General features: G+C 63.5%; 10 protein-coding genes and 1 pseudogene. 3 read left to right on the forward strand and 8 right to left on the reverse strand.

The genetic code is table 11. The features are described 5' to 3' along the window. Positions 1-63 precede the first annotated feature (63 nt). Entirely contained in the window at positions 64-1,134 is a 1,071-nt protein-coding gene (locus IVB36_RS35430; protein ID WP_018457145.1) for a glycosyltransferase family 4 protein, read from the forward strand. Between the two features lie 133 nt (positions 1,135-1,267). Here IVB36_RS35430 and IVB36_RS35435 read toward each other — a convergent pair whose 3' ends face one another. The 5 genes and pseudogenes from IVB36_RS35435 to IVB36_RS35455 form a co-directional block, all read right to left on the reverse strand. Next, complete coding sequence (locus tag IVB36_RS35435) at positions 1,268-3,199, reverse strand: alkyl sulfatase dimerization domain-containing protein (protein ID WP_247394681.1); 1,932 nt, start codon at positions 3,197-3,199, stop codon at positions 1,268-1,270. 124 nt (positions 3,200-3,323) lie between these two features. After that, on the reverse strand, positions 3,324-4,604 hold the full coding sequence (locus IVB36_RS40615; RefSeq protein ID WP_240543406.1) for a TRAP transporter large permease subunit: 1,281 nt from the start codon (positions 4,602-4,604) through the stop codon (positions 3,324-3,326). 219 nt (positions 4,605-4,823) lie between these two features. Beyond that, positions 4,824-5,384 (reverse strand): annotated as a pseudogene (locus IVB36_RS40620) (TRAP transporter small permease); the annotation flags it as partial. Between the two features lie 67 nt (positions 5,385-5,451). Beyond that, a complete protein-coding gene (locus tag IVB36_RS35450; protein ID WP_018457148.1) occupies positions 5,452-6,453 on the reverse strand; it encodes a DctP family TRAP transporter solute-binding subunit in 1,002 nt (333 codons plus the stop codon). Between the two features lie 210 nt (positions 6,454-6,663). After that, entirely contained in the window at positions 6,664-7,434 is a 771-nt protein-coding gene (locus tag IVB36_RS35455; protein WP_247394684.1) for a methyltransferase domain-containing protein, read from the reverse strand. A 163-nt stretch (positions 7,435-7,597) separates the two neighbouring features. Between IVB36_RS35455 and IVB36_RS35460 the strand changes: the two genes are divergently transcribed. After that, positions 7,598-8,341 (forward strand): SDR family oxidoreductase, encoded by a 744-nt coding sequence (locus tag IVB36_RS35460; protein ID WP_085352088.1) that lies wholly within the window; start codon positions 7,598-7,600, stop codon positions 8,339-8,341. Between the two features lie 110 nt (positions 8,342-8,451). Here the strand turns inward: IVB36_RS35460 and IVB36_RS35465 are convergent, their stop codons facing one another. Continuing rightward, on the reverse strand, positions 8,452-8,805 hold the full coding sequence (locus IVB36_RS35465; protein WP_081747934.1) for a UBP-type zinc finger domain-containing protein: 354 nt from the start codon (positions 8,803-8,805) through the stop codon (positions 8,452-8,454). Positions 8,806-9,042: 237 nt separating this feature from the next. Beyond that, complete coding sequence (locus IVB36_RS35470; protein ID WP_204510560.1) at positions 9,043-10,104, reverse strand: isocitrate/isopropylmalate family dehydrogenase; 1,062 nt, start codon at positions 10,102-10,104, stop codon at positions 9,043-9,045. A 169-nt stretch (positions 10,105-10,273) separates the two neighbouring features. On the opposite strand from IVB36_RS35470, the gene IVB36_RS35475 reads away from it, so the two are divergent. Further along, entirely contained in the window at positions 10,274-11,716 is a 1,443-nt protein-coding gene (locus IVB36_RS35475; protein ID WP_247394581.1) for an MFS transporter, read from the forward strand. Here the strand turns inward: IVB36_RS35475 and IVB36_RS35480 are convergent. After that, on the reverse strand, positions 11,667-13,286 hold the full coding sequence (locus tag IVB36_RS35480) for a B12-binding domain-containing radical SAM protein (RefSeq protein WP_018457153.1): 1,620 nt from the start codon (positions 13,284-13,286) through the stop codon (positions 11,667-11,669). The genes IVB36_RS35475 and IVB36_RS35480 overlap by 50 nt on opposite strands. Between the last annotated feature and the right edge of the window lie 85 nt (positions 13,287-13,371).

A 13,371-nucleotide genomic window follows, 5' to 3' on the forward strand; every position in this document is an offset into this window, starting at 1 on the left:
GCGTGCCGGTGCTGAACAGGCGGGGGCTTTCTACAATCATGATCGCACAGAGGAGATGGTGAGATGCGCATCGCGCAGGTAGCTCCGTTGACGGAGGCTGTTCCACCCAAGCTGTATGGCGGCACCGAGCGGGTGGTGCATTGGTTGACGGAAGAGCTGGTGGCCCTTGGGCACGACGTAACGCTGTTCGCCAGCGGCGACTCGCAGACCTCGGCGAAGCTGGACGCGTTATGGCCCCGGGCGCTCCGCCTCGACGGTTCCGTGCGCGATCCCAATGCGCTGCACATGGTGATGCTGGAGCGGGTGCGGCAGAAATGTGACGACGAGGAGTTCGACTTCCTCCACTTCCATCTCGATTATTATCCGTGGTCGCTGTTCTACCGGCAGCCGACACCGTTCCTGACCACGCTGCACGGCCGGCTCGACCTGCCGGAGCATCAACCGGTCTTCAACACCTTCTCGAAGGTCCCCGTCATCTCGATCTCGAACGCGCAGCGCCGGCCGGTGCCGCAGGCGAACTGGGTGAGGACGATCCACCACGGCCTGCCGGAGAACCTGCTGACGCCGAAGCCGGCGAAACAGGAATACCTCGCCGTGCTTGGCCGCATCGCACCGGAAAAGGGCGTCGACCGCGCCATCAAGATCGCGACGCATTGTGGCATTCCGCTCAAGATCGCCGCCAAGGTTGATCGTGCCGACCAGGATTACTATGACGAGCTGATCCGGCCGATGATCGAGAACAATCCGCTGGTGGAATTCATCGGCGAGATCAGCGATCACGAGAAGTCGGACTTTTTGAGCGGCGCGCTGGGCTTATTGCTCCCGATCGACTGGCCGGAGCCGTTTGGCCTGGTGATGATCGAGGCCATGGCTTGCGGAACGCCGGTCATCGCCTTCAACCGCGGCTCAGTGCCGGAGATCATCGACGAGGGCCTCACCGGCTTCGTCGTCGAGGACGTCCTCAGCGCGGCCGGCGTCGTCGGCCGCCTGCAGCAACTCGACCGCTCCGTCATTCGCAAGCAGTTCGAGACGCGTTTCACGGCGCGTCGCATGGCGCTGGATTATCTCGCGGCCTATCGCAGCCTCGGCGAGGAACAGGCGCCGCGGATCAAGCTGGTGAGCAGCGCGGAGTAGCCACTGTCATGCCCCGCGTAGGCGGGGCATCCAGTACGCCGCGGCAGCAGTTTGCTCACGCAACTCCCGCCGCGGAGTACTGGATCGTCCCGTCAAGCCGGATGATGACAGTAGGAACGCGGTGACGGCTGCCCTACCTCACCACGGCCCGCTTCGGCTCGACGATCTCGAACATGCGCGGGAATTCGTCCATCAGGCCCATCAGCTCGGCGAGGCGCATCGGGTTGCCGGCGAATTTGACCTTGCCGGCGGCCACGGCCTCCGGGAAGCTGGTCAGTTTTGCGATCACCTCGTCGAGCGTCGACCGCGCCAGCGTGAAGCTGGCATCGGCATTGTGCGCCTGCATGCCCTCTGTGTAAGTCAGCGCGCAGTTCTCCAGATTGAGCACGAAGGTCTCGCCGGTGTCGGAGAAGCTCCAGTTCAGCACGATGTGCTTTCCTTCCGCCTTTGGTCCGTTCAGGCGGATGCCGAGCACGTCCCAGAGCTGTGAGGTGCGCAGCGCCGCCAGCGTCTCGCGCGGCATCGGCGGGCGCGCCGGCACCTTCGGCATGCCCTGGCGCAATTCCTGCGCGCCGAACAGATAGGCATTGCGCCAGGTCGCGCTTTCACCAGCGTAGCCGAGCTGCTCCAGCGTATCCGCAAGCAATGCACGCGCCGCCGCGTTGTCCGGCTGGGCAAAGACGAGATGGCCGAGCGCCTGCGCCACGAAGCGGAATTCGCCCTTGTCGAAATCGACACGCGCCCGCGCGAGGATGGCGTCGGCGCCGCCCATGTACTCGACGTATTTCTTGCCCGACTCAACCGGGGGCAAAGGATCGAGATTGACCGGATTGGCGTCGTACCAGCCCAGATATTTTTGATAGATCGCCTTCACATTGTGCCGGATGTGGCCGTAATAGCCGCGGCCGTGCCAGGCGCCCTCCAGGCTCTTGGGCAGCTGGATCGTTTCAGCGATCTCGGCCGCGGTGAGGCCGTGGTTCATCAGGCGGATGGTCTGGTCATGCGCGAATTTGTAGAGGTCGCGCTGCTGCCGGATCATCGTGCCGATGCGTTCGTGTCCCCACACCGGCCAGTGATGCTGGCCGCACATCGCCTCCGCCTTGCCATCCCAGAGCTGCAAGGCCTCGCCCAGATATTTCGACCAGGCCAGCGCGTCGCGCACGTCGGCGCCGCGGAACGGCAGCAGATTGTGGAAATTGTGGGTGCAGTTCTCGGCGAGGTTCAACAGCTTGTAGCGCGGGATGAAGAAATGCATCTCCGCCGGCGCTTCGCTGTTCGGCGCCATCTGGAATTCGAATTCAACGCCGTCGATCACGCGCCGGTCGCCGGTCGCCGTGATCAGGTCGGTCGGCCGCAGCAGCGCCACCGAACCTGCCGCCATCGACTTGCCGAGGCCGCAATCGACCTGCCCGCGCGCGCCCTTGGCGAGGAGAGGCCCGAACTGGTACTGCGCCCGGCGCAGCATCGCAGGTCCCGCGATGATGTTCTCGGAGACGGCATGCTCCATGAACAAGTTCGGCGCGATGATCGGCACGCGGCCGCTCGCGAGTGCATCCTCCTCCAGCACGCCGCGCGCACCACCCCAATGGTCGGTGTGGGTATGGGTGAAGATCACGGCCGCGACCGGCCGCTGGCCACGATGCCTGTAGTAGAGATCGAGCGCGGCGCGCGCGCCCTCGATCGAGGTCAGGGTGTCGACGACGATGACGCCGCTGTCGCCTTCGATCAGCGTCATGTTGGCAATGTCGAGCCCCCGCACCTGGTACACGCCGGGCACGACCTCGAAAAGGCCGTGCTGCATGTTGAGCCGCGACTGCCGCCACAGGCTCGGATTGACCGTGGTCGGCGCCTGCTCGGCGGCAAGAAAGGCGTACGGCTCGAGGCTCCAGACCGTCCGCCCTTGCGGATTGGTGATCTCCGCATTCTCGATCGTGCCGAGGAAGCCGCGCGCGGCGTCGTCGAAATCGCGCGTGTCGGAAAACGGCAGTGCATTCAGCATCGCCGTTTGCTGCGCGATGACGGACGGCGTTGCGCCCTTCGGCTCGTTGCTGGACGTGTCCGTCATCTCGATCTCCTCCCCGCCTGTTGCGCGGCATCTAACCGCATCCCGCGGCCGATTGCCATGACGGGAGGGCGCAGCAATGCGTAGCCCCGCGCCCACAGGTGGAGAGAAGCAGCGTGTTCGCGGGCTACATGCCCAACAGCCTCGGCAGCCACAGCGACAGGCCGGGCCAATAGGTCACGACCACCAGGAATCCCAACATCGTCAGCAGCCATGGCCACACCGCGACCGTGAGCTCGGTGATACCCATCTTGGCGATGCCTGAGGCCACGTAGAGATTGAGGCCGACCGGCGGATGGCACAGCCCGACCTCCATGTTGACCGTCATCAGGATGCCGAAATGGATCGGATCGATGCCGAGCTTGATCGCAACCGGAAACAGGATCGGCGCCATGATCAGGATGATCGAGGATGGCTCCATCACGTTGCCGGCTAATAGCAGCAGGAGATTGACGACGAGGAGGAAGCCGATCCAGCCGAGGCCCTGGTCGATCATCCATTGCGCGAGCGCTTGCGGCACGTTCTCGTAAGTCATCAGGAAAGAGAACAAGACGGCGTTGGTGATGATGTAGAGCAGCATCGCTGAAAGATTTGCCGACGACAGCAGCACCCGCGGCACGTCTCGCAGCTTCAGATCCTTGTAGATGAACACTGCGACGATGAAGGCGTACACCGCGCTGACGGCGGCAGCTTCGGTCGGTGTGAACAGGCCGCTGTAGATGCCACCGATCACGATCACGATCAGCAGGATACCCCAGATCGACTTGCGGAACGCATCGAAGCGTTCGTAGAGGGTTGCTTTCGGCATCCTCGGATAGTCGTTACGCCAGGCCCGGTAGAACGTCGTGGCGCCAAGCAGCATGGCGAGCACCATTCCCGGCACGATGCCGGCGATGAACAGCTTGCCGACGGAGGTGTTGGTGGAGACGGCAAACAGCACCATTGGAATCGACGGTGGAATGAGAATTCCCAGCGAGCCGGAGGTCGTGATCACGCCCGCCCCGAACTTCTTGGGAAATCCCTGCGCGACCATCGCGGGCAGGATCACCGATCCGATCGCCACCACGGTGGCCGGCGACGAGCCGGAAATCGCGGCGAACAGCGCGCAGGCGACCACGCCCGAGAGCGCAAGGCCTCCGTACCAATGGCCGACCAGCGAAGTCGCGAACGTGATCATCCGGCGCGCCACGCCGCCATGGGTCAGGAAGTTGCCGGCAAGGATGAAGAACGGGATCGCCATGATCTCGAAGCTCTCGATGCCGGTAAACAGCTTCAGCGCCACCGATTCCGTCCGTACGTCGGTCAACGTGAACATGAAGCTGAGCACGGTCAGGCCGAGCGCGATGGAGATCGGCATGCCCGTGAGCATCAACGACAGCAGAAGGCCGAAAACCACGGCGACACGCAAGCCCTGCGGCATCGTGATCACGTGCGCCGAATGGGCGAAGCACACGGCGACGATCAGGACCGGCAACAACATCAGGACCCAGCCGAGCGGGCTGCGTTCGTCGCGGACGACCTGACTGCGCGTGACCGGGGCCGGATGGACCGGGTCTATTTCGACGCCCTCGACGCCTGCCATGTCGTGATGCGGCAGTTCGCCGGTGCGATAGAACGACCAGGCGACCTGCAGGAAGCGGAAGCACATCAGCCCGGAGCCGAGCGGGATGGTGAGATACACCAGCCACATCGGTGCTTCCAAGTCGTTGGATTGCTGGCCGGTCTGCCACATCTGGCCGACGAACGCGGCCCCGAAATAGCACACGATGGCAGTGAAAAGGGCGCCGCACATCAGGCCGAACGTGATGACGCGGCGGCGCGATCCGCCGGGAAGGACATTGACCAGGACGTCGACGCCTACATGGATGCCGGTGCGCACCCCGTAGGCCGCACCGAACTTCGCCATCCAGATGAACATGTAGATGCAGAGTTCCTGCGCCCAGGACAAGTCGAGAGCGGCAAGCCAGACGAACGCCGCTCGCGCGGGCGCGGCCAGCAAGGACAGGTTGCGCGCCTCCGCCCATTTGGCGATGTCGATCGACAGCCCGGCGCCATATCGGTGCAGCACGGCAACGAAGATGAGCAATGTCGCGGCCGCGATCATCGTCGCGATCAGCCATTCCTCGAGATGATCGAGCACACGATTCAATGCACGCAGCAACTTGGTCCCCTCAGCTTGGCTCATCATTCAAGAGCAACGGCCGGGAGTGCGATCACCCCCGACCGTTCATGGTTGTTCTTCCAGCGCGCCGGCGTCAGTTCATCTTGACGTCGAGTTCCTTGGCGAGGAGATCGAGCACCTCCTGCCCGACCCGCCCCTTTGCCCATTTGTAGGTCGGCTGCATCGCCTCCTGCCACGCCTTGCGATCGGCGTCAGTCAGATAATGCAGCGTGGTCTTGCCCGTCTTCTTGATCTCGGCCAGCGCATCCTCGTTTTCCTGACGCGCGATCGAATTGGTGTAGTCGGTCGCCTCGTTCATCGCCTTCTCGAGCTGGGCGCGGATATCGGGCGGCAGGCCGGACCAGAATTTCGAATTGACGATGACGGCATATTGCAGGTGCGCGTGATAGGACACCGTGATGTCCTTCTGCACCTCGTAGAACTTCTGAGTCAGGTAATTGGACGCGGTATTCTCGCAGCCGTCGACCACGCCCGTCTGCAAAGCCTGGTAGACTTCGGAAAACGCCATTATCTGAGGGATCGAACCCATGATACGGAGATATTGGTCGGCGACCTTCGATCCGGAGATGCGGAATTTGAGACCCTGGAAATCGGTCGGCTTTATCAGGGCACGGTTGGCGGAGAGCATGTGGAAGCCGTTGTCCCAATAAGCGAGCCCGGTGATGCCCTTGGTCTCGAGCTTATCGAACAGCCACTTGCCGATCGTGCCCTTCATCGCGTTGGAATAGGTTTGATCGTCCTTGAACAACCAGGGCAGGTCGAGCGCCTCGAACTCCTTGATACCGAGCGGTGCGAACTTCGCGGTCGAGGGGGCGAGCATGTGCACCGAGCCGAGCTGCAGCGCCTCGATCTCCTCCTTGTCCTTGTACAGCGTGGAGTTCGGGTAGATTTCGACCTTGACCTTGCCGTCGGTGTACTTCTCCGCAAGTTCCTTGAACTTCAGGGCGCCCTTGCCCTTGGGAGTATCGTTGGCGACGACGTGGCTGAATTTGATGACGATCGGGCTCTGGGCCTCGGCAACGGCGGGCCCCACGAGAACAGCTGCGGCGGCGACCGCAAGAAGCAGCTTGCGCATGAACGAACCTCCCAACAACCTCTAAAACCGGGTCTTTTTTGTTTTCCGATTTCAGTACTGACAGCAATCCGCCACCCGAACAACTAGACCTAAGCCCAATTTGCCGCAGCCAAGCAACCTTCAAGCTATCTTGGCCGCTGCTGAATGCGCAACCCGGCACCTGCTGCCGCTCCCGGAAACGAGCGCTTATGTCGCATTGCGGCAGTGCGATCAGCCGTTGCGCTGGGCGACCATGAACAGACGCCGGAACGGAAACAGCGTCTGTCCCGCGGCGTTCTTCGGATAGGCTTTCGCGACCCGCATCCCATAGGCGGCTTCGAACGCGGCCTTCTCGTCGCCCTGCAAGATGTCGAGATAGCGCGTCAGCCAGGTCCCCTTGGTCCACTCCTTCACGGGATTCTCGCCTTCCAGCACCTGCAGATATTCGGTCTCCCAGATGTCGATATTGGCCGACATCGGAGCAAGAAGACCGTGATAATAGGCCGGCGCTTCGACCGGCGGCGGCGTGACGAGATGCTCGACCTTGGACCGCCAGGGACCGTTCAGCGCGGTCTCGCCGATCAGCACATGCGAGGGCGCCAGAAAGTTGCGCGGCATCTGCACAGCGAGCATTCCGCCGGGCGTCACCTTCTCCATGATCGACGGAAACAGGGCCGCATGATTGGGCAGCCAGTGCAGCGCGGCATTGGAGTAGACGACGTCATATTGCTTCGTCGGACGCCAGTGGCCGAGATCCTCGTGTGACCATTCCACGTCCGGCGCCGCCTTGCGGCCGGCGGCGACCATCTCGGCCGAACCCTCGACACCGGTCACCGTCGCGTCCGGCCAACGCTCCTTGATCAGCTTGGTGACATTGCCGGCGCCGGCGCCGAGATCGGCAATCGCACGCGGACCAGAATCCGGGATCCGCATCAAGAGGTCGACGGCGGGCCGGAGCCGGAGGCCGGAGAATTTCAGATATTGCTGCGGATCCCAGACCATCGCTCGGCGCCTTTTCTTTTTCGTGTTCCCTTCAACGCGGCTCTTGGTTACCACTGCTCCTCCCGGTCGGGCAAATCAGGCTGACGGGGACAGGGCAGGAAAACGAACAGAAGAACGAACAGCCCAGCGACAAGCAGAAAAGCGAACAAGAGGGCGTGTCACCATGGATCTCGGGCTCAAATCGAAAACCGCCGTGGTCACCGGAGCGAGCGTCGGCATCGGCCGTGCCATCGCCAAGGGCTTGGCTGCCGAAGGCGTGCGCGTCGTCGGCGTGGCACGGCGCACCGACCTGCTCGCCGAGCTGGTAACGGAAGTCGGCTCCGGTCTGATCACGCCATTCGAGCAGGACGTGATGGCCAAGGACGCGGCCGAGAAGATTTCGGCGTTCGCGCTCAAAGAGCTCGGCCATGTCGACATCCTGATCAACAATGCCGGCGGAAGCCGCCCCCTCCCCGTCGATGCGCCTGACAGCCAATGGGACGAGGCGATCGCGCTGAATTTCACCAGCTACCGCCGCATCGCGCATGCGCTGCTGCCGCAGATGATCGAGCGCAAATGGGGCCGCATCGTCAACATCACCGGCAAGTCCGAGCCGGAAGGCCTCAACGCCGCGTTTGCCGCCAAAGCCGCCGTGCACGCCTGGGCCAAAGGCCTGTCGCGCGAGATCGGCGAGCACGGCATCACCATCAACTGCATCCCGCCCGGCCGCATCATGAGCGAACAGATCCGCCGCAACTACGCGCCTGATTATCGCGAGCGCTTCGCGGAAGAAGAGATCCCGGTCGGCTATTGGGGCGAGCCGGAAGACCTCGCCGCGCTCGCGGTGTTCCTGGCATCACCCGTGGCGCGCTACATCACGGGCACGGTGATCCCGGTGGATGGGGGGTTGCGGAGGTATCAGTTCTAGAACCGATTGGACTTCGTAGGATGGGTAGAGCGCAGCGAAACCCATCGACAGCATACGACGTGAACCTGATGGGTTTCGCAAGTGCTCTACCCATCCTACGGCCTACCGCCTTACTCATGCAGCAGCGTTTGCCAGTCCGGAGGCACCGCGCCGTCCGGTCCGGGCACCGGCTGATCCAACGGATGCGCGTGAGGACCTTGAAGCTTCGGGCCGGCGAAAGCCTCTCCCGTGCGATAGTCGTAAAACCATCGTTCGCCCGGCTCGAAGCTCGTGATGATCGGATGACCTGTCGCCGCGCTGTGTTTCGTTGCGTGCTGATTTGGTGACGCATCACAGCAGCCGATGTGACCGCATTCGACACATCTGCGAAGGTGAAACCACCACCCGCCCGCAGCCGAGCATTCCACGCACCCCGTTCCGCTTGGTTTGGCCGCGAGATTGATGCCACCCCTCTCAGACTTCATAGGTCAGCTCACTGAAATTGCCCGCAGCCACCACCGATGCATTCACGCCGCGATCTCCGCCACGATCGCATTTTGCCAGTGTTTTGCCCGACGGGTCAACGTCATGGCAGCGGCGAATGCCGCCGCTGCGCGGTTCGGAAATCCCTTATTAATCAAGGGGCCTTCTACTGTGCATGGGGTTGTTTTCGCGCTTTTTTGTTTTGAGCCCTTAAAAAAAACAAGGCCCCGCATAACCACTCACCCGGCCTGCAGGATTTCCGCAATCGCCGCCCCCGCGGCGATCGTGCCGAGCTTTCCGCCGACATCGCGCGTTGCCCTGCCCTCGCCGATCGCTTTTGCCACCGCCGCCTCGATCGCACGTGCGGCTTCCTCGTAGCGCACCGCGCCGCTATTCTCGCCGTGCCATCCGAGCAGCAGGGCCGTGGACAGGATCAGCGAGACTGGATTGGCAACATCCTGTCCGGCTATGTCAGGCGCCGAGCCATGCGCGGCCTGCGCCATGGCGAAGCTGTCGCCGACATTGAGCGAGCCGCCGAGACCGAGGCTGCCGGAGAGTTCGGCGGTGAGATCGGACAGGATGTCGCCAAACATGTTGGTGGCGACGATGACGTCGAAGCGGTCGGGGTTGCGCACCACATGCGCCATCATGGCGTCGATGAGGATGTCGTCGATCCCAAGGCCGGGATAGGCCTTCGCCGTCTCGCGGCAGATCTCGAGGAACATGCCGTCACCGAGCTTGAGCACATTGGCCTTGTGCACGATGGTGAGATGCTTGCGCCGCTTCATCGCCAGCCGGCACGCCGCGTGCGCGATGCGCTCGCAGCACAGGCGCGTGATCCGGCGCAGCGAGATCACGACGTCAGGCGTGACCAGCATCTCGCCATTGCCCTGCTCCATGTTGCGGTCGGCGTAAAACCCTTCTGTGTTCTCGCGCACCACGACGAGGTCGAAATCGCCCACCCGGCCGGACCGCCCCGCATAGGTGCGTGCGGGCCTGACATTGGCGTAGAGGTCGAGGTTCTTGCGAAAATATCGCGACGGGTTGATCTCGCCATGGGCCTCGTCCTTGAAGTCGAAGGTCGCGGTCGGCCCGAGGATCAGGCCGTCGGCGGCGCGGACGATGTCGAGCAGCTCGGGGCGCACCGTCGTGCCAAATTGTTTGAGGCTCGCATGCCCGACCGCGTGCTCCTCCAGCTGCAGATTGAGCTGGAAGCGTTCGGAGGCCGCGCGCAACACGCCTGATGTCGCGGCCGTGATCTCGGGCCCGATGCCGTCACCGGGCAAAACGACGATGTGCATGGCGGTCCCCTGACATTGCAGCAGTTCGCGCGATCATACGCCGGCGCGCAGGTTCATCGCCCAGCCTTCGCGCATACACAGCATGCAAGCATATGCCTGTGGAAGGCGGCCGCGCCGTAGTACATGCCGAGTCCCCTGGAGCCGGCCGCCGGAGCAACGCGCTAACGCAATGACAATCACGTTACCCGCCGGCGCGCGCGAGCCCGACCACACCATTTCCGACGGCCTTCCAGCCGCACAGCGGCGCTGGGCCATTGCCGCGATCTTCACCGCGCTGGCGATGGCGTCGCTCGACACCGCGATCGCCAACATCGCGCTGCCCGCCATTGCCGGCGACCTGCATGTGAGCCCGGAGCAATCGGTCTGGGTGGTCAACGTCTACCAGATCGCGCTGGTGGCGACGTTGCTGCCGTTGGGAGCACTCGGCGAGATCGTCGGGCACCAGCGCATCTATCTCGGCGGCCTGATCCTGTTCACCATCGCCTCGCTGTTCTGCGCGGTGGCCTGGTCGCTGGAGAGCCTGCTGGTTGCGCGCACGCTGCAAGGGTTAGGTGCGAGCGGCATCATGAGCGTCAACACGGCGCTGGTGCGCTTCGTCTATCCCGGCCGGATGCTCGGCCGCGGCTTCGGCCACAACGCGCTGGTGGTCGCGACCGCCTTCACCTTTGGTCCCTCGATCGCTTCCGCTATCCTCGCGCTCGGCCCGTGGCCATGGCTGTTCGCCGTCAACATCCCGTTCGGCCTCGTCGCGATCGGCATCGGATTTGCGATGCTGCCGAAGACGCCGCGCGCCGATCACGGCTTTGACTTTCTCGGCGCGGCCTTGGCGTCGGCCTGTCTCGGGCTGTTCATCACGGGCATCGGCAGTGCCGCGCACAATCTCTCACCGGTTGTCGTGGGCATCGAGCTGGTCACGGCCCTGGTGCTCGGCTTCATCCTGACGCGCCGCCATGCCGACCATCCGGCGCCGATGCTGCCGATCGACCTGTTCAGCCGGCCAATGTTCGCGCTGTCGGCCGCGACGGCCGTGTGCTCGTTCGCGGTGCAGGGCCTCGCCTTCGTCTCGCTGCCGTTCTATTTCGAAGACGTGCTGGGGCGTTCGCAGGTCGAGACCGGCTTCTTCATGACGCCATGGCCGCTGGTGGTCGGCATCATGGCGCCGATCGCCGGGCGCCTCTCCGACCGGCACGCGGTCGGATTGCTCGGCGGCATCGGGCTCGTGCTGCTCGGCCTCGGCATGGCGCTGCTGGCGATGCTGCCGGCCAATCCTGCGATTCCCGACATTATCTGGCGGATGGTGATCTGCGGCATGGGATTCGGCTTCTTCCAGGCGCCGAACATGAAAGCGGTGATGTCGAGCGCGCCGCCGCATCGCAGCGGCAGCGCCTCCGGCATCGTCGCCACCGCGCGCCTGACGGGGCAGACGACAGGGGCGGCGCTGGCCGCGCTCTGCTTCTCGCTGGCCGGTCACGACGGCGCAGTCGTGGCATTGGCACTCGGCGCCGGCTTCGCCGTACTCGGCAGCGTGATGAGCTTTTTGCGGCTGGCGGTGGAGCAGACGGTCAAGCCAGATGTCGGGCCGCCGTCACCTCGACTGTCGCGGCCGGAATGACAGTCTCCTCGTCGAGCGCAGCGAGGCGCTCATCGATGGCAGCGATGACCTTGCGCGAGAACGGCCCGAGATGCGCATAGGCAGCGATCATCTGCACGGCGATCCGCGCCGATGTTGTGTCGCGCTTGGCGCAGTTCATGAAGGTCTGCCACAGCGGCCCGCGCGCCTCGGGAAGGGCTGTGACCACCTTGTGCACCGTTTCCATCGCGCCGATCCGGGCACGGATATCGCCTTCCGCGAGCTCCTGGCGCTGGCGAGAGCGGTCGAGCAGCGTCATCAGTCGGTCGATACGCCTTGCATAGGCGGCCGGGCTGTAGATGTGCTCCAGCACGCGCTTGTAGTCCGTCAGAATGTCGCGCAATGGACGCACCGGATCGAAGTTGATCCCGGCGGTGCACTGATCCGCGCCGATGGTCGGCGCCAGGTCGTGGCCCGGATGCAACCGCCCTTCGCGCTCCAGGCGGCGCGTCAGCTGCGTGTTCGGCAAGGCATAGAGCAGGCCGACCATGCTGACCGGGATCGCCGCCTCTTCGATGAAGTCGATCATGGCATCCGCCATCGAGAGCTTCTCATTGTCGAAGCCGACGATGAAACCCGCGGTGACGAGCATGCCCGCGGCGTAGATCTTGTGGATGCTCTCGGCGATGTTGCGCCGCGTGTTCTGCTTCTTCCGCATGGCGACCAGCGTCGCCGGATCCGGACTTTCGATACCGACGAAGATGGCGAAGAAATTCGCCTGGCCCATCAGGTTCAGGAGCTCGGGATCGTCGGCCAGATTGACCGAGGCCTCAGTCGACAATTCAAAGGGATAGCCGTGAGCACGTTGCCATTCGGCCAGCTGGGGCAGGAACAGCCGCAACGACTTCTTGTTGCCGATGAAATTGTCGTCGACGAAGTCGAGATGGCCGCGGTAGCCCATGGCATAGAGCCTGTCGAGCTCGACCAGCATTTGCTCGTTCGTCTTGGTTCGCGGCACCCGGCCATAGAGCTCGATGATATCGCAGAACTCGCAGGTGAACGGGCAGCCGCGGGAATACTGCACACCGAGATAAAGGTAGTCCTCGAACTTCAGCAGATCGAAGCGCGGAACCGGCGTCTTGGTGACGTCGGCCTGGAATTTCGGCGCAATGAAGACGCCGGAGCGTGCGCCACTGTCCCAGGCCGCGACGAATTCGTGGAGAACGCTTTCGGCCTCTCCGAGCACCTGGAAGTCGGCCCTCTCATAGATATGGGGGCTCGAGGTGGGATCGGGACCGCCCACGACCACCGGCTTGCCCGCGGCACGGCAAATTTCGATCAGGCGCAGCGTGTCGGCCTGCTGCGGCATCATTCCGCCGGTGAAGACGACGTCGGCCCAGGAAAGATCCTCGTCGCTGAAGGATTCCGTGTTGCAATCGATCAGCCGGACCGTCCAGCTCTCGGGCAGCATCGCGGCAACGGTGATCAGCCCCAAAGGGGCCGCGGGCCGCTTCACACCCAACACTTTGCAGGATTCGCCAAAGCTCCAGAAGGACTCTGCCGAGAACAGCGGATAGAGCATCAGGACTTTGCAAGGCTGCGGTACGTTCATGGAACCCCTTTTTGGCTGATTCCACTGTAGCAGAGCATTCTCGACTTGCACCCTGCCAAAAGGGACAAACTGTCGCTCTCGGTTC

This window comes from Bradyrhizobium sp. 35 (assembly GCF_023073215.1).
GTDB classification, from domain to species: Bacteria; Pseudomonadota; Alphaproteobacteria; order Rhizobiales; family Xanthobacteraceae; genus Bradyrhizobium; species Bradyrhizobium canariense_D.

Coding starts and splice junctions, on each gene's coding strand:
- IVB36_RS35430 (WP_018457145.1), top strand. CDS start 64: ATGCGCATCGCGCAGGTAGCTCCGTTGACGGAGGCTGTTCCACCCAAG.
- IVB36_RS35435 (WP_247394681.1), bottom strand. CDS start 3,199: ATGACGGACACGTCCAGCAACGAGCCGAAGGGCGCAACGCCGTCCGTC.
- IVB36_RS35450 (WP_018457148.1), bottom strand. CDS start 6,453: ATGCGCAAGCTGCTTCTTGCGGTCGCCGCCGCAGCTGTTCTCGTGGGG.
- IVB36_RS35455 (WP_247394684.1), bottom strand. CDS start 7,434: ATGGTCTGGGATCCGCAGCAATATCTGAAATTCTCCGGCCTCCGGCTC.
- IVB36_RS35460 (WP_085352088.1), top strand. CDS start 7,598: ATGGATCTCGGGCTCAAATCGAAAACCGCCGTGGTCACCGGAGCGAGC.
- IVB36_RS35465 (WP_081747934.1), bottom strand. CDS start 8,805: ATGAAGTCTGAGAGGGGTGGCATCAATCTCGCGGCCAAACCAAGCGGA.
- IVB36_RS35470 (WP_204510560.1), bottom strand. CDS start 10,104: ATGCACATCGTCGTTTTGCCCGGTGACGGCATCGGGCCCGAGATCACG.
- IVB36_RS35475 (WP_247394581.1), top strand. CDS start 10,274: ATGACAATCACGTTACCCGCCGGCGCGCGCGAGCCCGACCACACCATT.
- IVB36_RS35480 (WP_018457153.1), bottom strand. CDS start 13,286: ATGAACGTACCGCAGCCTTGCAAAGTCCTGATGCTCTATCCGCTGTTC.